25 protein-coding genes and 1 pseudogene are annotated in these 20,213 nt (G+C 65.9%); 21 read left to right on the top strand and 5 right to left on the bottom strand.

All coding sequences use genetic code 11. The annotated features are described in order from the left end of the window. From prmC to GBA63_RS11770, 7 genes are all read left to right on the top strand, one after another. Window positions 1-861, top strand: coding sequence for a peptide chain release factor N(5)-glutamine methyltransferase (gene prmC, locus GBA63_RS11800; protein ID WP_166176305.1), 861 nt, complete (start codon window positions 1-3; stop codon window positions 859-861). Continuing rightward, window positions 858-1,424 carry an L-threonylcarbamoyladenylate synthase gene (locus tag GBA63_RS11795; RefSeq protein ID WP_166176303.1) on the top strand — a complete coding sequence of 189 codons (567 nt, stop codon included), beginning with the start codon at window positions 858-860 and terminating at the stop codon, window positions 1,422-1,424. The genes prmC and GBA63_RS11795 overlap by 4 nt, the downstream gene beginning before the upstream one ends. Window positions 1,425-1,537: 113 nt before the next feature. Then, window positions 1,538-2,386: an aldo/keto reductase gene (locus tag GBA63_RS11790; RefSeq protein ID WP_166176301.1), complete on the top strand. Its 849-nt coding sequence runs from the start codon at window positions 1,538-1,540 to the stop codon at window positions 2,384-2,386. Window positions 2,387-2,533: 147 nt separating this feature from the next. Beyond that, the gene (locus tag GBA63_RS11785) at window positions 2,534-3,757 is read left to right on the top strand and encodes a serine hydroxymethyltransferase (protein ID WP_166176299.1); all 1,224 of its coding nucleotides are present in this window, start codon (window positions 2,534-2,536) and stop codon (window positions 3,755-3,757) included. Beyond that, window positions 3,750-4,385 (top strand): uracil phosphoribosyltransferase, encoded by a 636-nt coding sequence (gene upp, locus GBA63_RS11780; RefSeq protein ID WP_166176297.1) that lies wholly within the window; start codon window positions 3,750-3,752, stop codon window positions 4,383-4,385. Before GBA63_RS11785 ends, upp begins: the two co-directional genes overlap by 8 nt. Further along, on the top strand, window positions 4,372-4,875 hold the full coding sequence (locus tag GBA63_RS11775) for a deoxycytidylate deaminase (protein WP_166176295.1): 504 nt from the start codon (window positions 4,372-4,374) through the stop codon (window positions 4,873-4,875). The genes upp and GBA63_RS11775 overlap by 14 nt, the downstream gene beginning before the upstream one ends. Before the next feature lie 34 nt (window positions 4,876-4,909). Beyond that, on the top strand, window positions 4,910-5,518 hold the full coding sequence (locus GBA63_RS11770; RefSeq protein ID WP_166176293.1) for a 2-hydroxychromene-2-carboxylate isomerase: 609 nt from the start codon (window positions 4,910-4,912) through the stop codon (window positions 5,516-5,518). Between the two features lie 53 nt (window positions 5,519-5,571). On the opposite strand, the gene GBA63_RS24390 is transcribed toward GBA63_RS11770, so the two are convergent. Genes GBA63_RS24390 through GBA63_RS11760 form a run of 3 tightly spaced genes read right to left on the bottom strand, consistent with a single transcriptional unit; the run spans window position 5,572 to window position 6,910 of the window. Further along, window positions 5,572-5,874: a DUF6713 family protein gene (locus GBA63_RS24390; protein ID WP_407690817.1), complete on the bottom strand. Its 303-nt coding sequence runs from the start codon at window positions 5,872-5,874 to the stop codon at window positions 5,572-5,574. A gap of 54 nt (window positions 5,875-5,928) precedes the next feature. Further along, on the bottom strand, window positions 5,929-6,186 hold the full coding sequence (locus GBA63_RS11765; RefSeq protein ID WP_166176291.1) for a DUF6713 family protein: 258 nt from the start codon (window positions 6,184-6,186) through the stop codon (window positions 5,929-5,931). A gap of 58 nt (window positions 6,187-6,244) precedes the next feature. Further along, entirely contained in the window at window positions 6,245-6,910 is a 666-nt protein-coding gene (locus GBA63_RS11760; RefSeq protein WP_166176289.1) for a TetR/AcrR family transcriptional regulator, read from the bottom strand. A 250-nt stretch (window positions 6,911-7,160) separates the two neighbouring features. Here GBA63_RS11760 and GBA63_RS11755 point away from each other — a divergent pair, with 250 nt between their 5' ends. The 12 genes from GBA63_RS11755 (at window position 7,161) to GBA63_RS11700 (ending at window position 17,410) form a co-directional block, all read left to right on the top strand. Then, on the top strand, window positions 7,161-7,388 hold the full coding sequence (locus GBA63_RS11755) for an AtpZ/AtpI family protein (protein ID WP_166176287.1): 228 nt from the start codon (window positions 7,161-7,163) through the stop codon (window positions 7,386-7,388). Between the two features lie 35 nt (window positions 7,389-7,423). Then, window positions 7,424-7,816: a hypothetical protein gene (locus GBA63_RS11750; protein WP_166176285.1), complete on the top strand. Its 393-nt coding sequence runs from the start codon at window positions 7,424-7,426 to the stop codon at window positions 7,814-7,816. After that, entirely contained in the window at window positions 7,813-8,604 is a 792-nt protein-coding gene (atpB, locus tag GBA63_RS11745) for a F0F1 ATP synthase subunit A (protein WP_166176283.1), read from the top strand. The genes GBA63_RS11750 and atpB overlap by 4 nt, the downstream gene beginning before the upstream one ends. 44 nt (window positions 8,605-8,648) lie before the next feature. After that, window positions 8,649-8,873: an ATP synthase F0 subunit C gene (atpE, locus tag GBA63_RS11740; RefSeq protein ID WP_166176281.1), complete on the top strand. Its 225-nt coding sequence runs from the start codon at window positions 8,649-8,651 to the stop codon at window positions 8,871-8,873. Window positions 8,874-8,908: 35 nt separating this feature from the next. Continuing rightward, a complete protein-coding gene (gene atpF, locus GBA63_RS11735) occupies window positions 8,909-9,454 on the top strand; it encodes a F0F1 ATP synthase subunit B (RefSeq protein ID WP_166176279.1) in 546 nt (181 codons plus the stop codon). Then, a complete protein-coding gene (gene atpH / locus GBA63_RS11730; protein WP_166176277.1) occupies window positions 9,451-9,990 on the top strand; it encodes an ATP synthase F1 subunit delta in 540 nt (179 codons plus the stop codon). Before atpF ends, atpH begins: the two co-directional genes overlap by 4 nt. Beyond that, on the top strand, window positions 9,990-11,591 hold the full coding sequence (atpA, locus tag GBA63_RS11725) for a F0F1 ATP synthase subunit alpha (RefSeq protein ID WP_166176275.1): 1,602 nt from the start codon (window positions 9,990-9,992) through the stop codon (window positions 11,589-11,591). Before atpH ends, atpA begins: the two co-directional genes overlap by 1 nt. Before the next feature lie 3 nt (window positions 11,592-11,594). Beyond that, window positions 11,595-12,473: an ATP synthase F1 subunit gamma gene (gene atpG / locus GBA63_RS11720; RefSeq protein WP_166176273.1), complete on the top strand. Its 879-nt coding sequence runs from the start codon at window positions 11,595-11,597 to the stop codon at window positions 12,471-12,473. 18 nt (window positions 12,474-12,491) lie between these two features. Further along, the gene (gene atpD / locus GBA63_RS11715; protein ID WP_166176271.1) at window positions 12,492-14,111 is read left to right on the top strand and encodes a F0F1 ATP synthase subunit beta; all 1,620 of its coding nucleotides are present in this window, start codon (window positions 12,492-12,494) and stop codon (window positions 14,109-14,111) included. Continuing rightward, window positions 14,112-14,567 (top strand): ATP synthase F1 subunit epsilon, encoded by a 456-nt coding sequence (gene atpC / locus GBA63_RS11710; protein ID WP_166176269.1) that lies wholly within the window; start codon window positions 14,112-14,114, stop codon window positions 14,565-14,567. Window positions 14,568-14,687: 120 nt separating this feature from the next. After that, complete coding sequence (gene murA / locus GBA63_RS11705) at window positions 14,688-15,995, top strand: UDP-N-acetylglucosamine 1-carboxyvinyltransferase (protein WP_166176267.1); 1,308 nt, start codon at window positions 14,688-14,690, stop codon at window positions 15,993-15,995. Between the two features lie 314 nt (window positions 15,996-16,309). Then, the gene (locus tag GBA63_RS11700) at window positions 16,310-17,410 is read left to right on the top strand and encodes a M20 family metallopeptidase (RefSeq protein WP_166176265.1); all 1,101 of its coding nucleotides are present in this window, start codon (window positions 16,310-16,312) and stop codon (window positions 17,408-17,410) included. 155 nt (window positions 17,411-17,565) lie between these two features. Here GBA63_RS11700 and GBA63_RS11695 read toward each other — a convergent pair whose 3' ends face one another. Further along, window positions 17,566-18,726 carry a proton-conducting membrane transporter gene (locus GBA63_RS11695; RefSeq protein ID WP_166176263.1) on the bottom strand — a complete coding sequence of 387 codons (1,161 nt, stop codon included), beginning with the start codon at window positions 18,724-18,726 and terminating at the stop codon, window positions 17,566-17,568. 6 nt (window positions 18,727-18,732) lie between these two features. Continuing rightward, window positions 18,733-18,996: an indolepyruvate ferredoxin oxidoreductase subunit alpha gene (locus GBA63_RS11690; protein ID WP_166176261.1), complete on the bottom strand. Its 264-nt coding sequence runs from the start codon at window positions 18,994-18,996 to the stop codon at window positions 18,733-18,735. Between the two features lie 228 nt (window positions 18,997-19,224). Between GBA63_RS11690 and GBA63_RS11685 the strand changes: the two genes are divergently transcribed. Both GBA63_RS11685 and GBA63_RS24385 read left to right on the top strand, forming a co-directional pair. Continuing rightward, the gene (locus tag GBA63_RS11685) at window positions 19,225-19,614 is read left to right on the top strand and encodes an NADH-quinone oxidoreductase subunit A (protein WP_323127012.1); all 390 of its coding nucleotides are present in this window, start codon (window positions 19,225-19,227) and stop codon (window positions 19,612-19,614) included. Next, window positions 19,614-20,078 (top strand): annotated as a pseudogene (locus tag GBA63_RS24385) (NADH-quinone oxidoreductase subunit B); the annotation flags it as partial. The gene GBA63_RS11685 and the pseudogene GBA63_RS24385, both read left to right, overlap by 1 nt. Between the last annotated feature and the right edge of the window lie 135 nt (window positions 20,079-20,213).

Below are 20,213 nucleotides of genomic sequence, written 5' to 3'. Positions count from 1 at the left end.
ATGCCGACCGGCCTCCGTGCCAGGGACGCCTCGCGCGAAGCAGCTCTGGAACTCCGGCGGGCCGGCGTCCCCGAGCCCGGGGCTTCCGCCGAGGTTCTGCTCTCTGAGCTACTCGGCGTCCGGCGTGGTGAGATCCCTTTTCACGACCCGCCGCTTACAGACGAGCAGGCGCGGCTTTACGCGGCCTGGATCGAACGCCGCGCCAACCGGGAGCCCGTTCAGCGGATACTCGGGCGCGCGTACTTCCGAAACCTCGTACTCCAACTGAACGAAGAGACCCTGATCCCACGCCCCGACACCGAGAGCGTGGTGGATGTCGCCCTCGAATGCCTCGATGGCCGCGGCGGGGCCGGCGCCGTCCTCGACGTCGGCACGGGCACCGGCGCCATCGCGATCTCCATAGCTCAGGAGAGGCCGCGGACGACCGTATACGCCACCGACCTCTCGGCGCAGGCTCTGGAGGCGGCCAGAAGGAACGCCGATCAAAACGGCGCCTCCGTCAGTTTCCACCGCGCGGACCTCTTCGACGGGCTCGAATTCTTGCAGGACGGGGTGGACCTCCTCGTCTCCAACCCGCCCTACGTCGAGGCGGGCGGCATCGAGGAGCTCGCCCCCGAGGTGCGGGAATGGGACCCCGGTGTGGCCCTCGATGGCGGGCCGGACGGCCTTCTCTTCTACCGGCGCATCTTCGATGAGGCGCCGCCGCTGCTAAGAAACGGTGCTGACGTGGTGCTGGAGGTGGGGGACGGGCAGGGAAAAGCCGTTCTGGAGCTTGGTGGGGACGCGGGTTTCGTGCCGCTGGGTTTACGCGAAGACCTCGCGGGGACGCCGCGGGTGGCGCTCTTGAGGTGGGAAGGGTGAAGACGGGTTCGGCCGGGGAGGCGGCGCGGGTTCTGCGTGACGGCGGGGTGGTCCTGGCGCCGACCGAGACCGTGGTCGGGCTGGTGGCGGCGGAGGCGTGGCGGCTGAACGAGATCAAGGGCAGCGACCCCGGCAAACCGCTCGCCCTGCTCTGCGGGTCGGCCGGGGAGGCGTTCTCGCTCGCGGCGAACGTGCCCCCGCTGGCCCGGTCGCTCGCCGAACGTTACTGGCCCGGCCCGCTCACGCTGGTGCTAGACCGGCGCGGAGGGGGGGCCGTGGGGGTCCGGGTCCCGGCCGGCGCCGTGGTTGACGTGTTGCGCGCGTATGGCGAGCCCCTCCACGCGACGAGCGCGAACCCGTCGGGTGGTCCGGCTCCGCGCTCTCTCGGCGATGTGGACGCGCGGGTGCTCGCTGCCGTAGATTTCGTGTTGCAAGGCAGCCCCGGAAGCGGCGAGGCGTCGGCCGTCGTGGACCTGACGGGCGGCGGGGCTCGACTCCTGCGCGCGTCGGAGGGGTTCACCGACGAGACGCTTCGAGGGGCGATCAGCGGCCTGCCAGGTTAGCGTGACTGGATGGTCCCAGGCGGGAGCCGCCGCGTTTGATGACGGGCCGATGGGGGTAATCTGTGTCGTTTCGGTTTACAGCTACATATCATCAACAAAGGAGCTAGACGACCGTGAACCCTGTTCCCACCATCACTCTCAACGACGGCAACACCATCCCGCAGCTCGGTTTCGGGGTCTTCCAGATCGAGCCGAAGGACACCGCGCGGGCGGTCGGCGAGGCGCTCGATATCGGCTACAGGCACATCGATACAGCCGAGATGTACGGCAACGAGAAGGAAGTCGGTGAGGCTGTCCGGGCCTCGGGCCTCGACCGTGGCGACGTCTTCGTAACCAGCAAGCTGAACAACTCCTTCCACGAGCCCGGTGACGCCCGCGAGGCGTTCGACAGGACGCTCTCGGAGCTCGGCTTCGACTACGTGGACCTGTTCCTCATCCACTGGCCCCTGCCGACGCTCTACGACGGCGACTACGTCTCTACCTGGAAGACCCTGGAGGAGTTCAAGGGCGACGGCCGGGCGCGCTCGATCGGCGTCTCCAACTTCCAGGTCGAGCACCTGGAGCGGCTGGCCGCCGAGACCGAGACCGTGCCGGCAGTGAACCAGATAGAGGTCCACCCGTACCTTGCCAACGACGCGGTGCGCGGTTACGGTCGGGAGCACGGGATCGCCACGGAGGCGTGGTCCCCGATCGCGCAGGGCGGGGTGCTCGAAGACCCGACCATCACCCGGATCGCCGAGAAGGCCGACAAGACGCCCGCGCAGGCCGTCTTGCGCTGGCACGTCCAGCGGGGCGACATCGTGTTCCCGAAATCCGTGACGCCCTCGCGCATGAAGGAGAACTTCGAGCTCTTCGACTTCGAGCTCGACCCCGACGACATGGGGGCCATCACGGCGCTCGACAGGGGTGAGGACGGCCGAACCGGCCCGAACCCCGACACGTTCGCCTACGTCCCGGGCTAACCTCTCTTCGGCCGGGCCTGGGGTTCCCACCGTTTGCTCCGGGCCCCGCCGCGGCCGTTTGAGGGCGTAGCGGGCAGCCTCTATACTCCGGGGGAACGAAGCCCGCGAGAAGCGTTCGACGTCCCCAACCCCGAGCGGAGGTAGACCATGACAGGACCTTACACGGAGGTCGTGGACCGGCAGGTCCAGGAGGCGCTAGACGGGGAACTCGAACGCCAGCGGACGACGATAGAGCTTATAGCGAGCGAGAACTTTGCCTCCCCGGCCGTGCTCGCGGCCCAGGGTTCCGTGCTCACGAACAAGTACGCGGAGGGCTACCCCGGCAAGCGCTACTACGGCGGCTGCGAGCAGGTCGACAAGGTCGAGGTCCTCGCGATAGAGCGGGCGAAGGAGCTCTTCGGGGCCGAGCACGCCAACGTGCAGCCCCACTCCGGCAGCCAGGCCAACGAGGCGGCCTACGCGGCCCTGATAGATCCCGGCGACAAGGTCCTTTCTATGGACCTCGCGCACGGGGGGCACCTGACGCACGGGATGAAGATCAACTTCAGCGGCAGGACCTACGACTTTTCCCACTACGGCGTGGGCGAGGACGGCTACATAGACTACGACGAGGTGCGTCAGATCGCGCTCAGGGAGAGGCCCAAAATGGTCCTCGCCGGCGCCAGCGCCTACCCGCGGATCATAGATTTCGAGAAGTTCCGCGCCATCGCAGACGAGGTGGGCGCCTACTTCCTGACGGACATGGCCCACATCGCGGGGCTCGTGGCGGCCGGCGTCCACCCTTCTCCCGTGCCGCACTGCGAGATAGTCACCACGACCACGCACAAGACCTTGAGGGGCGCGAGGGGAGGCATGATCCTGTGCCGCGAAGAGTTCGCCAAAAAGGTGAACAGCCGCGTCTTCCCGGGAATGCAGGGCGGCCCCCTGATGCACGCGGTCGCCGGCAAGGCCGTCGCCTTCGGCGAGGCCCTTCAGCCGGAGTTCAAAGAATATTCTGCCCGCGTCGTCGAGAACGCCCGCGCGCTGGCGGAGGGCCTCCTCGAAGGCGGCCTGAACCTCGTCTCCGGCGGCACGGACAACCACCTGGTGCTGGTGGACCTCCGGGACGCCGGGGTCAACGGGCACGAGCTCGAGCAGTCGCTGGAGGCCGTTGGGGTCACGTGCAACAAGAACATGGTCCCCAACGACCCGGAGCCCCCGACCGTAACGAGCGGCATCAGGCTCGGGACCCCCGCCATGACCACGCGGGGGATGGGGCCCGATGAGATGCGCGAGATCTCGGCCGTAGTCTGCGCCACCGCCCGCGGCGAGACGGACGGCCTCCGCGACCGGGTCGCGCAGCTCACCGACGCCTTCCCGCTCTATGAGTGAAGCCAAGAACCTCTTCGTCGTAGACGGTCCTCTAAGCCGCCACAAGCTCGCCGTCCTGCGCGACGAGCGGACGCCCACGACGGACTTCAGGCAGGCGATGCGCGAGCTCGCCCTCATAATGGTCGCGGAGGCGACGAGGAGGATGCCGACCCGCCCGGAGAGGATCAGGACCCCGCTCGTCGAGACGGAGGTCGAGCAGATCTCCGGCCCCGTGTGCCTCGTGCCGGTACTGCGCGCGGGCCTCGGGATGCTCGACGGCGCCCTGGCCCTGCTGCCGCGCGCGACCGTCGGCTTCATGGGCCTCCGGCGCGACGAGGAGACGGCGCTTCCCGTCGAGTACTACGTCAACCTGCCGAGAAACCTTGAGGACTACCTGGTCCTCGTCCTCGACCCGATGCTCGCCACGGGCGGCAGCCTGTCGGCGACCATCGACAAGCTCAAGGAGGAGGGGGCGGCCTGGATTTCCTGCCTCCACGCCGTCGCCGCCGAACCGGGCGTCGAACGCGTGACCCGCGAGCACCCGGACGTCAACTTCTACGCCGCGGCCGTGGACCCGGAACTCGACGAACGCTCCTTTATAGTTCCCGGTCTCGGCGACGCGGGGGACAGGCTTTATGGAACGCTTTAGGGACCCGCGGGTGGACACCTCCCACGAGCACGAGGCGCTGAAGAGGGCGCGTCCGTCGTGGGACGAGTACTTCATGAGGATCTCGCATGAGGTGGCGACCCGTTCGACGTGCCCGCGGCTCGCCGTGGGCGCCGTGATCGTGCGCGACAAACGCATCCTCACCACCGGCTACAACGGCTCCCCGTCCGGAATGCCCCACTGCGACGACGTCGGGTGCCTCATCCGCATCGTGGACGGCCGCGAGAGCTGCCAGCGCACCCTCCACGCCGAGCAGAACGCCATCATCCAGGCCGCATACCACGGCGTCTCCGTGACCGGAGCCTCCATCTACTGCACCCACCAGCCCTGCCTGATGTGCGTGAAGATGATCATGAACGCCGGCATCGAGGAGGTCCGCTACGCCGGCGGATACCCCGACCCACTCGCGATGGAACTCGCCGCGGAGGGCGGTTTGCGGATGGTCAGGTTCGAGTCCCGGACCACGTCCTAGCGGGACAGCGAAGTCCGAGCCCGTCGGGGGATGCGTGGACGCGGTTGAGCTGAACTTCTGGTTCGAGTTCGGTAGCACGTACTCGTACGTTTCTGCCGCCAGGATCGGGGCGGCAGCCGCCCGCGCAGGCGTGCCGGTCGTCTGGGAGCCGTTTCTACTGGGCCCCATCTTCGCTGAGCAGGGGTGGGACGACTCGCCGTTCAACGTCTATCCCGCAAAGGGCCGCTACATGTGGCGGGACATGGAGCGCCTGTGCTCGAAATACGGCATACCGTTCGCGAGGCCCTCGCGCTTCCCCCGCAGCGGCGTGGCCGCCGCCAGGGTCGCCTGCTTCGCGGGGAAGACGAAGGAACCCTGGCTTCCCGACTTCGCGCGGGCGGTCTTCCGGGCCAACTTCGCCGATGACCGCGAGATCGGGGAGGCCGACGAGGTCCGTTCGATACTCGACTCGCTGGGGTTGCCGGGCGCGCGCATCTTCGATGAAGCCCATGCTCCCGCCAACAGGCAACGCCTGCGCGAGCAAACTCGAAGGGCCTCGGAACTCGGTATCTTCGGGGCGCCGAGCTTCGTGGTTGGCGGCGAGCTCTTCTGGGGCAACGACCGGTTGGAGGACGCCCTGGCTTGGGCAGGCGCCGACCAATAGGGGGAACCACAACGTGGAAAGCTATTAGCGGTCAGCCATCAGCTTTCAGCCAATCAACAGGAGCAAGAAGCCGACCGCTGAAAGCGGAGGCGAAGCCGGAGCGGCCTGATAGCTGATGGCGCGGGTTTCGGAAGTTTTAACTTCCGAAACCCGCTCCAAATGGCGAGTGAGACGAGCAGATCGGCCGTTCCGCAGGCACCGGCGCCCAAAATGAGGGCCCACGAAAAGGGCGACCCGGACCGGTTCTCCGGGTGGTTGCGAAAGACCATGTGTAGGACGACGTGGACTACGAAGAACGCGTCGAGCCCGAGGATCAAGGCATCGTTCGCGCCGTCATCTCTGATAGCGGAGTTCATGAGTATTGATCCACCTCGTCCGAAGGTCCCCGGTTGGCGACCACCGTCCGTCCACTAAATCCTTCCTGATGCCTGAAACCTGTAGCCTGAAGCCCGGCTTGTGGAAGGATCAATCCTTACGCAAGCCGCTGTGAGAAGCCCTAGCAACAAGAGCGCGTAGATAGGGACGTGCAGGGCGGCGAACGTGACGTAACCCGACTCCTCCCGCATCCCGCAGAGGAGCGGGAAGATCTTCCACTCTTCGAGCCGTACCGCGTCCATCTCGTGGACCAGCAGCAGGCAAAAACCGGCGACGAAAAGGTAGTGGCTCACGGCAATCCGCCCTCGAGTGGGGCGAGGGTTTGTCCGGACGAAAGGCGGATCTTCGTCATCACGGCCGCGTCATCTCCGGACCGTAGAGCGTGCTGAGCCAGATCGTCTCCAGCGTCCTGATGACCGTGGCGTCGGGGACGCGGTCCCGGTCCGAAGGCCGCCCATAAGCGTCGATCAGGTACCGCTCGGTCATGAGCACCAGCGCCCTGGCGGTCTCCTCCGGGACGAGGCCCTCCGGCGAGATGCCCGCCTCGACGTCGCGCGAGATCCTGGCCGCGACCGCCTCGGTGAGGCGTTGGATCAACCCGAACCTGTACATCTCTTCGACCCGCCCGTCGTAACTCGCCGCCTCCGAGATGGCCCGCAACACCGGCCCGTAACGCCCGAAGGTCTCCGCTCCTCCCCGTAACGCGTCCCGCAGGATCTCGCGCGACTCTTCCCGTCCCACGCCCGGATCGCCGACCAGCCACCGCCGGTCTACCGCGAACAACAACCCGCCGATGCCTTCCAACAGCCGCGTCACCAACTCGTAACGGTCCTTGAAGTACGCGTAGAACGCCGGCCGCGACAACCCCGTGCGCGCCATGACGTCCTCCACCTTCATCTCCCGAAAAGGGCGCTCGGACAGAAAAGACCTCGCCGCCGCCAGGATGGCCCGCTCGGCCTCCTCGGGACTCCTCCGCCTTCTCTGAACCCCGCCCCGTCTTTCGCCTTCTCCTCTCACGATGGACAATCTACTCCCTTATTGACACAGTGTCTATTGACGCAATGTCAATAAGGGAGTATCATGTTGTTACAACTTCAGGTTTTGGAGGGAGATCGGGGTGACTGGGATGGATGATGGGACGACGGAACCGCGGATTTCCTCGCCTTTCCGGGTCCCGATGGCGAGGGTGAAGGGTGTGGGGGCGGGCGCGTGCCGGAAAGCTTGAAACTCTTTGCAACGATTTCGGCCGTAGGGTATGATTCCGGCGATGCCGAACACCGATTCCCAACGGAACGACTCGAACCAAAACTACGCCCGCTTCTTCCATATCGGGTTCGCTTTCATGTTCATCATCGCGGTCTTCACGGCGGGCGGGTACGGGCTGGACTGGCTGGTTGGGACGTTGCCGCTCTTCTTGCTGCTTGGGATGCTGGTCGGTTTCGGGGCGGCGCTTTACTACCTCTTCACGGCCTTGAAGCAGGTGGGAGGCGGTTGAGTACACACTGGCGATTGGCCGCCGGGGGGGCGGCAGTGGCGGGTGTGCTCTCGCTTTTCGCAACCGGGACGATCTGGTACTACTTCGGTGGATTACACGCGGGTGCTTACCTGTATGGCGTCGGCGTCGGCGTGGTGTGTTTCACGTCCATAGCCGTGACGGCCGCGCTGCTTGGCGGGGGGCTTTCGGGGGACAGGATAGTGCTCGGGCTCGCCGTGTACTTCGGGCGGCTCGCGTTTGCGGCGGTGGCACTCGGGGTCCCGATATACCTCGGTTCATTGCCCGCGGTGCCGCTGCTTTGCGGGTTCGCGGGGGTTTACGTGATAGAGAACGTCGTGCTTTTGGTGGGCGCGCCCGCTAAGATGGCCGGCGAGAATTCCGCTGTCCGATCCGGGCACGGGGGAGTAGAACGGAGGACAGAGGTTTGAGCAATACGCTCACGTTGGCGCAGGTAAGCGCGGAAGAGGTGCGGAAGGAGATCATCCACACCTTCGAGGCGGGGCAGCACGTGTTCGTCGAGCTGTCGCTCTTCGGGATCGACATCTCCATAACCAAGGCCGTGGTGTTCTTGTGGATCGGGGCCGCGGTCACGTTCCTCATCATGTTCGTCGGGAGCAGGTTGCTCAAGAACCGTCCGGGGGCGTATCAGGTGCTGGTCGAGGAGATCTACGGCTTCGGCCGGAACAGCCTCGGCGGGCAGATGGGCGAGGAGGGCAGAAAGTTCTTCCCATACACCCTCACGCTCTTCGTCTTCCTGCTCGTGCTCAACCTTATAGGTCTCGTCCCGAACAGTTACCCCGTCACCGCCAGCATCACGTTCACGCTGGCGTTGGCGCTGCTTACGTTCATCATCACCCAGTACGTCGGCATCCGGCGCAACGGGCTCGGCGGGTATGTCGCGGCGTTCGTGCCGCCGGGGCTGCCGCTAAAGATCGTCTTCGTACCGTTCATGTTCGTGATCGAGTGGATTTCTGAGCTGTCCAAGCCGCTGACGCTCGCCATGCGGCTCTACGCCAACATCCTGGCCGGGCACCTGCTCATCTTCATCTTTCTGAGCTTTATCCTGTACTTCGGAACCTTCATGGCCGCCGTCTCCGTTCCGATGGCGATAGTGCTGTATGCTTTCGAAATCTTCGTCGCCGTGTTGCAGGCCTACATTTTCGCTATCCTGACGCAGGTTTATATCGAGATCGCCCTGTACCGCACGGAACACTAGCGGCGGCAGGATGAGGAAGAAAACAAACAGAGAGGAGAGGTAACATGGAAGCAATAGGGTTCGGAGTGGCCGCTGGAACCGCGGTGATCGGTTCGGGAATCGGGATGGGCTACCTGTTCGGGCAGACCATCGCGTCGATCCACCGCCAGCCGGAGGCGTTCGAGCTTTCGAGGACGTGGCTGTTCGTCGGCATCGGCCTGGTCGAGGCGCAGGCGCTCTTCGGCCTCGCCTTCGCCCTGCTCATCGGGCTCGGGATCCTTCCGGCTTAATGGCCGGGGCGCCCGAGGCTAGGTAAGGAGAACACATGCTTGACCCAACGGGCATCTTTGACCTGATCAAGACGAGCCTGCTCTTCTGGGAGATCGTCACTTTCGCGATCTTGCTGGTGCTGGTCATACGCTACGTCTACCCGCCGATCCGGGAGCAGATCGACAGGCGCCAGAAGGAGATCGAGGGCGCCATCGACGAGGCCCAGAAGACGCGCGAGGAGGCCAGGGAACTCCTGGCCGAGTACCGGCGCCAGATCGAGGAGGCCCGCGGCGAGGGCCGCCGCATCCTGGAAGACGCCCGCAAGCAGGCCGACGCCCAGCGCGAGCGGACGAAGAGGGAGGCCCGCGAGGAGGGCGACAAGATCATACAAAGGGCCCGCGACGAGATCGGCCGCGAGCGCGAGAGCGCCATACGCGAGGTCCGCAGCGAGGTCGCCGGGATGGTGATCCAGGCCTCTGAGCAGGTCCTCGGCCGAACGGTCGACCACGACGAGCACGAGCGCCTCGTCGCCCAGGCCCTCGACGACCTCGAAGCCGAGGTCGCCGCTTCTTCGACGGGCAACGGGAGAAGCACCGCTTGAGCGCCGCCTCCACCTACGCCGAAGCCCTCTTCGAGGCCGCCCGCGAACGCGAAGAGCTGGAGCAGGTCCTCGAGAACATGAACGAGTTCTCCGAGGCGCTGGAAGGTAGCGAGGAGCTCAGGCTCTTCTTCTACGGCGGGCAGGTCCCAGAACGCGAGAAGCGCCGGGCCATAGACGCGCTCACGGAGGGTATGCAGCTCTCCACCCGCAACTTCCTCAAGGTGCTCGTGGACAACGGGCGGGAGGGGATCTTCGAGGACGTCACGCGGCGCTACGAGGACCTCGTCAAGGAGCACATGGGCCGCGTCGAGGTGGAGGTAACCACCGCCGTCGAGCTTTCGGACGACGCGATGAACAACCTGAGGGAGAGGCTGGGCAAGGTGTTGGAGGGCCGGGAGGTCATCCTGGAGACGCGGGTCGACCCGCATCTGTTGGGCGGCGCGGTCTTCCGGTTCGGCGGACAGATGATGGATGGAAGCATACGGGGGCGGCTAGAGAGCCTCCGGGAGGGCATGCTCGAGAGGAGTGTTGTTTAGTGGGTAGGCTCAGGCCGGAGGAGATCTCCTCCATACTCAAAGGCGCTATTACCGATTACGAGAACCGGGTCCGCACCGAGGAGGTAGGGCAGGTCCTGGAGGTGGGGGACGGCATCGCGCGCGTCCACGGCCTGACCAACGTCATGTACCAGGAGATGCTCGAGTTCGAGGATGCCCGCGGGAACAAGATCACGGGCCTCGCCCTCAACCTGGAAGAGGACAACGTCGGCGTCATCATCGCCGGCGACGACACCCACATCCAGGAGGGCAACACGGTCCGGCGCACGGAGCGCCTGGCGAGCGTGCCCGTCGGCCAGGGTGTCTTGGGACGGGTCATAGACGCGCTCGGCCGTCCGATGGACGGGAAGGGCGAGATCGAGGCCGAGGAGCAGGTCCCGGTCGAGGTCGTGGCGCCCGGCATCATCAAGCGCCAGCCGGTCAAGCAGCCGCTACAGACCGGCGTGAAGGCGATAGACTCGATGATCCCGATAGGCCGCGGGCAGCGGGAGCTGGTGATCGGGGACCGCAAGACGGGCAAGACCTCGATTCTGGTCGACACCATCATCAACCAGGCCGACCAGGACGTGAAGTGCATCTACGTCGCCGTCGGCCAGAAGGACTCGACGGTCGCCGGCATCGTCGCCTCGCTCGAAGAGGCGGGCGCCATGGACTACACCACGGTCGTCAACGCCTCCGCTTCCCAGTCGGCGACGCTGCAGTATTTGGCCCCGTACGCGGGATGCGCCATCGGCGAGTACTTCATGAACCGGGGCGAGGACGCGCTGGTGATCTACGACGACCTCTCCAAGCACGCCGTCGCCTACCGGCAGATGATGTTGCTCTTGAGGCGCCCGCCGGGCCGCGAGGCGTACCCGGGGGACGTGTTCTACCTGCACTCGCGCCTCCTGGAGCGGGCGGCCAAGCTCTCGGACGACGCGGGTGGAGGTTCGCTTACGGCGCTGCCGGTCATCGAGACCAAAGCGGGGGACATCTCGGCGTACATCCCGACCAACGTCATCTCGATCACGGACGGCCAGATCTTCCTGGACTCCGACCTGTTCAACGCGGGCCAGCGGCCCGCCATCGACACGGGCAACTCGGTGAGCCGGGTTGGTTCTTCGGCCCAGATCAAGGCAATGAAGAGCGTCGCCGGGACCCTGCGCCTCGACCTGAATCAGTACCAGGAGCTGGCGAGCTTTGCCCAGTTCGGGAGCGACCTCGACCGGGCGACCCAGCAGACCCTCAACCGCGGCGAGCGCCTCACGGCCATGCTCAAGCAGGACGAGCGCGAGCCGATACCGGTGGAGGAGCAGGTCGCCGTGATCTTCGCCGCCGCCAACGGCTACCTCGACGACGTGGACTCGAACGACGTCCCGGACTGGGAGGGCCAGTACCGCGACTACCTGCGCGACAGCCACGCCGAGATCCTGCAGTCCATCCGCGACGAGCAGCAGGTCACCGACGAGACGCGCGAGGGTCTCGAAGAGGCGACCAAGCGTTTCAACGAGAACTATGAGCCCCAGACGAGCAGCATCGTCGACGCGAGCGCGAACGGCTCTTCGGGCGACGGGTCGGACGACTCCGAGGACGAGGGGAGCTAGGGTTTGGCTAGCCTCCGGGATCTCAAACGGCAGATTGGCTCGGTCAAGAACATAGCCAAGGTCACGGAGGCTCTTCAGACGGTCTCCGCGGTGAAGTTCCGCAAGGCCGAGGCGCGTGTGAAGAAGGCCCGTCCCTACGCGGACAATGTCGAGCAGATGATGCGCGACGTCGCCCGCAGCGCGAGCGGGGACAGCCCGCTGCTCGCCGGCAGGGAGGTCCGCCGCATCGTCGTCGCCACCCTTACCGCCGACCGGGGGCTCGCCGGCGGCTTCAACGCGCAAGTTCTACGACGCACGGCACAGTTTCGGGCCGAAAAGGGGCGGGAGGCGGAGCTCGGGCAGGTCGCAAGCGGGCGCAAGTCCGTCGCCTTCTTCCGGTTCCGCAACGTCGAGCTCGACCACGTGTACACCGGCTACACCGACAGCCCTACCTACGAGCAGGCGCGCGAGATCGGGCGGGCCCTGACCGGGCTCTTCGAGGACGAGAAGGCCGACGAGATCTACCTGATCTACAACCGCTTCGAGAGCGCCCTCTCCCAGCGTCCGGTGCTCAAGCGCCTGATCCCGGTCGCCGAGGAAGAGGAGAACGGCGAGGACGAGGAGCGCGACGACAACCTCGCCTACATGGAGTACGTGCCCGACCCCGAGACGGTGCTCAAGAAGCTCGTGCCGCGCTACGTGGAGACGATGGTGTGGCAGGCGCTGCTCGAAGGGGCGGCGGGCGAGCACGGGGCGCGCATGACGGCCATGAAGAACGCAACCGACAACGCCAACGACCTCGCCAAGAGTTTGACGCTCCAGATGAACAAGGCGCGGCAGGCCCAGATCACGGGCGAGATCATCGAGATCGCGGCGGGCGCGGACGCCCTCGCCGCAGGCTAGAGAGAGGACGCAGCAAAGATGAGCGAGAGCGGCCAGGAGTTCAACCGCACAACCTTCGGAAACCGTGAGGGCGCCGTCGAGGCCGGCGAGACCGGCAACGGAGCCCCCGACGGCCGGCCCGCCGAGAGGCAGGAGCGGAACGGCGGCGGTGAAGCCGGGGCCGGCGTCGGGACGGTCGTCGAGGTAAAGGGGCCGGTCGTCGACGTCCGGTTCCCGGCCGAGACGATACCCGAGATCTACAACGCCCTCACCGTACCCCTGGACGTGAACGGCGAGGAGACCAAGCTCACCCTCGAGGTCCAGCAGCTCCTCGGCGACGACATGGTCCGCACGGTCGCCATGTCCTCGACCGACGGCCTCAAGCGGGGCCTCGACGTTACCGACACCGGCCAGCCCATAGCCATACCCGTCGGCAAGAACGTTCTCGGGCGCGTGATCGACGTCCTCGGCGAGCCGGTGGACGAGCAGGGCCCAATCGAGGAGCCGGACGCGCAGTGGCCGATCCACCGCCCTTCGCCCCGCTTCGAGGACCTCGCGACCCAGACGGAGCAGTTCGTCACCGGCATCAAGGTCATAGACCTTCTCTGCCCGGTCCGCCGCGGCGGCAAGGCCGGCCTGTTCGGCGGCGCCGGCGTCGGCAAGACGGTCGTCATCCAGGAGCTGATCAACAACATCGCGCTTCAGTACGAGGGCACCTCGGTCTTCGCGGGCGTCGGCGAGCGCACGCGCGAGGGGAACGACCTCTACGGCGAGTTCCAGGAGGCCGGCATCCTCCCGAACGTGGGCCTCGTCTTCGGCCAGATGAACGAGCCGCCCGGCGCCCGCTTCAGGGTCGCCCTGACCGGCGTGACCCTCGCCGAGTACTTCCGCGAGGAGCTCGGCCAGGACGTGCTCTTTTTCGTGGACAACATCTTCCGCTTCGTCCAGTCTGGCAACGAGGTCTCGGCGCTGATGGGCAGGATGCCCTCCGAGGTCGGCTACCAGCCCACCCTGGGTACCGAGATGGGCGCCTTGCAGGAGAGGATCACCTCGACCAAGCAGGGCTCGATCACCTCTTTCCAGGCCGTCTACGTCCCCGCCGACGACTTCACCGACCCGGCCCCCTTCACGGTGTTCGCCCACCTCGACTCGACGGTGGAGCTCTCGAGGTCCCTCGCCGCCCAGGGCATCTATCCTGCGGTCGACCCGCTGACCAGCTCCTCGACGATCCTCGACCCCTCCATCGTGGGTGACGAGCACTACCAGGTGGCCCAGCAGGTGCAGAACATCCTGCAGCGCTACAAGGAGCTCCAGGACATCATCGCCATCCTCGGCATCGACGAGCTCTCCGAGGAGGACAAGGTGATCGTGGGCCGGGCGAGGCGCCTGCAGCGCTTCCTCTCCCAGCCGTTCTTCGTGGCCGAGCAGTTCACGGGCCAGGAGGGCAAGTTCGTTGAGCTGGACGAGACGGTGCGCTCGTTCAAGGAGGTCGTCGAGGGCCGCCACGACGAGTTGCCCGAACAGGCCTTCTACCTCGTGGGCGGCATCGACGAGGCCGTCGAGAAGGCGAAGACGCTCTCCGACGAGGACTCGGAGGAAGGCGAGGAGGAGTCCGAGAATGGCCAGGGGGAGGCCGACGAGTCCGGCGAGGAGAGCTAGGTGTCGGAAGAGCGCCAGCAGGGGGACGGGGGCCGGCAGCTTTTTTGCCGGATCATCACGCCCGAGAAGATGGTCTACGACGGCGAGGCCGACCTGGTAGTCGCTCGCATAGCGGACGGCGACGTCGGGGTGATGGTCGACCACGCCCCGCTCGTCTCGACGGCCGAGATCGGGGACGTCCGCATCAGGGAGGGCGAGGAGCTGCACGTCTTCGCCACCTCCGACGGCTTCTTCAAGGTCTCAGAGAACCTGGTCCAGGTTCTGGTCGAGGAGGCGGTGGCGGCGGAGGAGATCGACACCGACGCGGCCGGCAACCAGGTCGAGGAGGCCGAACGCGAGTACTCCGAAGTGCCGGAAGACGAGGAGGACGCCGACAGGGTCCGCGCCGAGATCGACCGCAAACGCAAGATGGGGGAGAACCTCCTGCGCGTGTCCGGCAGGTACGGCCAGGGCTAGAACGCCCATCTAAAGAGACTTAACGCGGTTGTAGCCGTTTTGTGACATTCCGCGGGCATAGTGTGACGAGATGAGGGCCCCTTGCGGGCCGCGAGTTTGGGAGACACCAAGGGGGGACCAGTGTCCGAGAGGTTTTACGTCGAGGGCGGGGCGCGGCTCGAGGGCGAGGTCGAGGTCTCGGGGGCCAAGAACGCGGCCCTGAAGTTCGTTGCGGCGGCGCTTCTTGCGCCGGGCAAGACGGTGCTCCACGGCGTGCCGCGCATCAAGGACATCTGGACCATGATCTCGCTGCTCGACGAGCTCGGGGTCAAGACCTCGTTCTCCGGGCACACGCTGGAGATAGACGCGACCAGCCTCGACTCTTACACGGCCCCCTACGAGCTCGTGCGCCAGATGCGGGCGAGCCTGGTCGTGCTCGGGCCGCTCGTGGCGAGGTTCGGGGAGGCCGAGGTCTCGGCGCCGGGCGGCTGCAACCTGGGCTTCAGGAAGTTCAACTTCCACGTGGACGGGCTGAGGAAGCTCGGGGCCGAGGTGGAGCTGGATCACGGCTTCATCAAGGCGACCGCGCACGGGGGCCTGAGGGGAACCGAGATCATCTTCGAGTACCCGAGCGTGGGGGCGACGGAGAACGTCATGATGGCCTCCGTGCTCGCCGACGGCATCACGATCATCGAGAACGCCGCCAGGGAGCCCGAGATCGTGGCCATAGCGGACATGCTCAACTCGATGGGCGCGAACGTGATGGGCGCCGGCACGGGCCGCGTCGTCGTCGAGGGCGTCGACGAGCTGGCCCCGACCGAATGGACCGTCATGCCCGACCGGATCGAGGCGGGCACCTTCCTGATGGCCGCCGCGGCGACCGGCGGCGACGTGCTCGTCAGGAACGCGATGCCCGAGCACCTCAAGATGGAGCTCGACAAGCTCCGCGCGATGGGGGTGGAGATAGAGGCCTCTCCCGGCACACCCGGCATCCGGGCGCGGGTCGGCGATACGACGATGCTCTCCGGCGTCGACCTCTCCACGCTGCCGTTCCCCGGCTTCGCCACGGACCTCCAGGCCCAGATGCTCGTGCTCCTGACCCAGGTCTCAGGGACCTCAATCCTCACCGAAAACGTCTACGAGAACCGCCTCCAGGTCGCCGAAGAGCTCAACCGGATGGACGCCGGTATAGACCTCTTCGGCGGCCACCGGGCGCTGGTTCGTGGCCCGCGGCGCCTCTCCGGCACCATCGTCCAGGCGCCCGACCTCCGCGGAGGCGCCGCCCTCGTGATGGCGGGCCTCACCGCCGACGGCACCACCGTAGTAGACGGGGCGAACCACATCCTGCGTGGCTACGAACTCTTCGAAGAGAAGCTCACGCACCTCGGCGCGACCGTGGCCTTCGAAGCCGGCTCGTCGCTTCGCTCCTCGCAGCACGCCACGCCCTAACGGGCTCCGCTTGTCAGCCCGGCGCTCCGCGCCTCGTCAGCACGTCCCCTTCGGGGACTTTCAGCCCGTCAGCTAGTCGTCTGTACAAGTTACGCTTCCAGGTACTCGAACCGCTTCGTAAAGCGCTGCCCGGTCAGGCATTGCGTGGCAAGAAGCTGACAAGCTGAGAGCGAAGCCCGCGGAGCGGGCTGACAAGCTCGCGAAGCGAGCGTGCGCGACGACCGCAGGGAGGAGCCGGAGCGTGTAGACTCTCGCTGTCAACGGCCTGGGCACTTTGGAGGCGGGATCTGGCGCTAGTCGAGAACAAGACGGAGGTGCTCGCGCTGACGCGGCAGCTCGTTCGCTACAGGTCGTATACGCCTGGGGTCGCCCAGTCCGCCATGGACTTCATAAACGGGTGGTTCGGGGCGCGGGGGCTGGAGACGATGCGCTACGGCGGGGCGGGTGCCCAGGGTGAGCTGACGTCGCTCGTCGTGCGCGTCGGGTCGGGGGAGCCGAAGATCCTGCTGCACGGCCACGTCGACGTCGTCCCGGGGGAAGAGGGGCAGTTCGAGGCCAGGGAGGAGCAGGAGGAGCTCTACGGCCGCGGCGTCTACGACATGAAGGGCGCCCTCGCCGCGATGATGTACGCCGTCGAGGATTTGAGGTCGCTCGGATGCGAGGCCACCGTCGAGCTCCTAATAGTTCCTGACGAGGAGCAGGAGCACGGGGGGCCGAACGGGGCGGAGGTCCTGATCGGCCACGGACACGTCGGGGACTTTCTGATCACGGGCGAGCCCACGGACTTCCACATCGGCACGCAGGCGAAGGGCGTGCTCGACCTTCGGATCACGCTCAAGGGCAAGAGCGCCCACGGCTCCCAGCCCTGGCTCGGCAAGAACGCGGCGCTCCTGGCCTACGAGCACTACCGGCGGGTTTTGGAACTGCCGTTCGCCACCGAGAGGTCGGACCTCTTCCCGTACCCGAGCGTGAACCTCGCCAGGATCATCGGCGGCGACGTGCTCAACCGCGTCCCCGACCGCTGCACCTACGACCTGGACATCCGCTACCTGCCGGGCCAGGACCCGAAGGAGATAGCGCGTCAGATCCGGTCAGTAGACATGCCGGCCGAGGTCGAGATCCTCTTCGGCCGCGAACCGACCTACGTCTCCCGCAGGAATCCTTACGTCAAGACCCTCCGCGAGGTCGCCGCCCGCCATTTCCGGGGAAACCCCGTCGGCGTCGGCCGCCACGGGGCCAGCGATATCGTTTACTTCCAGCGCGCCGGCGTGGCTGGGGTCGAGTTCGGGCCGGTCGGAGGCGGACATCACGGCCCGAACGAGTACGTAGTCACCGAGACCCTAGAAGCCTACAGGCAGATGATCGTGCAGTTCGTCCAGATAATCGGCCGCAACGGCAAGAGCCGCCAAGAGTGAGGCATCAGGTTTCAGGCTACAGGCATCAGGTTTTGAAGGGTCGTAGGGCGAGGCCGCCGCGCACAAGCTGCCTTCTCCGAAGCCAATCATGGTGGCGATGTCGGGCTCTAAGCTGTGTACCGCACCCCTGAAGCCTGAAACCTGATGCCTTACTCCTACCTGCTCGAATCGGCCTCCGAGAAGGGCTCGGCCTCGCCCCTCGGCGAGTCGCCGCCGGCCATGGTTGGCTCGGCCTCGGCTTCGGCCTCCTCCTGCGGGATCGCGCCGCCGGAGATGGCGACTACGTCGTTCTCTATGGAGGAGATCTCACCGCCAACGCTCGCCCAGACGCCGATGGAGAAGCCCTCGTCGACGGGTTCTCCTATCTTCTGCCCGTACTCGACCTCCTCGCCCTCCGAGACGAGCGGCGTCGCCGGCTTCAACAGGCCGCCGCCGAGGGGCAGGTTGACGCCCGAGATCTTGCCGACCAGGGAGACGGTTCCCTCCTCGGGAACCTCCGTCGCTATCCCGGCGTACTCCTTGCCCTTCCTGCCACGACGGATAACGAAGAGCGCGTTGGTCATCCGGCGCACGTAGGCGTCGCCGTTTCCCACCTCCTCGATGCTCACGTCGTGCAGGTAAGGCCCGCCGTCCAGGACCGAGAGGTGGCCCGAGTTCTCGACGTCGAGACCCGCAATCCCGAGCACCTCGCCCACCGACGCGCCTATCGGCGTCTCGTAAACCTTCGTCTCGATCTCCTCGCCGTAGAGCGTGAAGAACTTGGTGGTCAGGGGTCTGCCGAGGAAGAGCGCGTTGTAGACGTTGAGAAGGGTCTCCGTGTTGTTGATGACCTTGCCGACGTCTGGCGGCATCCCCGGGCGCCTCATGCCGTCCGGGGTGTCCACGAACCGGGGCACCCTCGCTTCGGTGGCGTGCTTGACGAGGGTCTTCTCCTCGCCCAGGGCGTAGGTGTTCGGCACGTAGCGGATATCGAAGACGCCGTCGTCCGCGTGCTCGGCGTAGTCGGCGAACCATTCCCGGTCCTTCTCGTGGACGCCCATCGAGATCTGCTCGAACCCGAAGATCGCCTTCATCGCCTCGAAGAGCGAGAGGAACTCCTCGAGGTACTGCTTGTGTAGGAGCTTGTCGCCCCAGTAGCCCGGCTCGCTCTCCGTGGCGTTCACGATCAGGTGCGGCAGCGGGGATTTGTACTTGAAGTAGGTCGGAAAACCGCCGCCGCCCGCGCCGACGATGCCGGCCTGGCGCATGATCTCCACGGCCTCCTCGACGCTCAATGCTTTTACTTCTTCGAGGCTGCGCTGCTTTATCTCGGCCATGATCGGCTAGTTGACCTCGACGCCCGGCGCGGTCGTCGAGTAGTCGAACTCGGCCGCCCTCGTGACGTAACGCTGCATGTCTTCGGGGACCTCGTCGCCGGGGTAGATCGCCTCGACCGGGCATTCCGGCATGCACATGGAGCAGTCGATGCACTCGGCCGGGTTGATCACGAAGTGGTCATCGGCATCGTAGATGCAGTCGACCGGGCATGCCCCCACGCAAGCCGTGTTCTTCGTGCCGATACACGCTTCGGTTATGACGTAGGCCAAGGCGGCTCCCCTTTTTGACTCCAGCTTCCCCGACAGGCAGTCTAACCAATGCGGAAACCCTGTCAATAGAAGAGGGCGCCGCCGGAGAAGGGCGACGGCGATCCTCGTCCGGTTCGCGCGGGCGGCGGCCCCGGGTCTTTAACATCCGCTTGCTACCGTTAGTGCCTCCTTGAAAGTTTTTTCCGACACGAGTATATTGCGGGCAGTTCTCGGGTAGAAAGGGTCGGTTTGAGTCTAGGTCTGTTGCAGGAGGGAACTTCTTACGGGATGCTCTACCTGTACGTGGGGATCTTTATGCTCTTGATCTCCGGTTTTATAGCCACGGTCCTGGTCCTGGCGCGCCTGATCTCCCCAAGCCGCAAGTCCTGGACGAAGGCCCAGACTTACGAGACGGGGGAGTCCACCGTCACGGACCCCTGGCGCCCTTTCCCGGTTCGCTACTACGTCTTCGCGCTGCTCTTCCTCATCTTCGATGTGGAGGCGGCGTTTTTGTATCCGTGGGCCGTGGTCTACCAGGACCTCGGGCTCTACGGTTTCGTGGAGATGGTGATCTTCGTCTCCATCCTGACCGTCGGCCTCGCCTACGCCTGGAAGAAGGGGGCCCTTAAATGGGTGTAATGCAGCAGTTCAAAGAGCCGAACATCGTCACGACGAGCACGGACAAACTCTTCAACTGGGCGCGCAAGAACTCGCTGTGGCCGCTCCAGTTCGGCCTCGCCTGTTGCGCCATCGAGATGATGAGCACGGGTATGGCCCACAACGACCTCGACCGCTTCGGGGCGGGGTTCTTCACGGCCTCCCCGCGCCAGGCCGACGTCATGATCGTCTCGGGCACCGTCTCGACCAAGATGGCCGAGCGCATGACCCGCCTCTACGAGCAGATGCCCGAGCCCAAGTGGGTGATAGCGATGGGCGCCTGCGCCATCTCCGGCGGCCCGTTTCTGGACGGCTACTCCGTCCTGATGGGGGCGGACAGGGTTATCCCGGTCGACGTCTACGTCCCGGGTTGTCCGCCAAGACCCGAAGCCCTTATCTTCGGCATCATGACGCTCCAGAAGAAGATAGAGCGCGACCAGCAGGTCGGTATCGAGAAGGTCCGTCCGGCGCTGGTGAACGAGGACGGTTCGATCAACGAGTACCTCCCCGAGCGCGAGTACTCCGGCATCAGCGAGGGCAAGGCCCCGCGCCTGGAGGGCATAAGGCCGCTCAAGCGCACC

Source organism: Rubrobacter tropicus, assembly GCF_011492945.1.
In the GTDB taxonomy this organism is placed as follows: Bacteria; Actinomycetota; Rubrobacteria; order Rubrobacterales; family Rubrobacteraceae; genus Rubrobacter_D; species Rubrobacter_D tropicus.
Note: the sequence above shows the minus strand (reverse complement) of the source record. Positions and strands in the feature narration are given on the sequence as shown.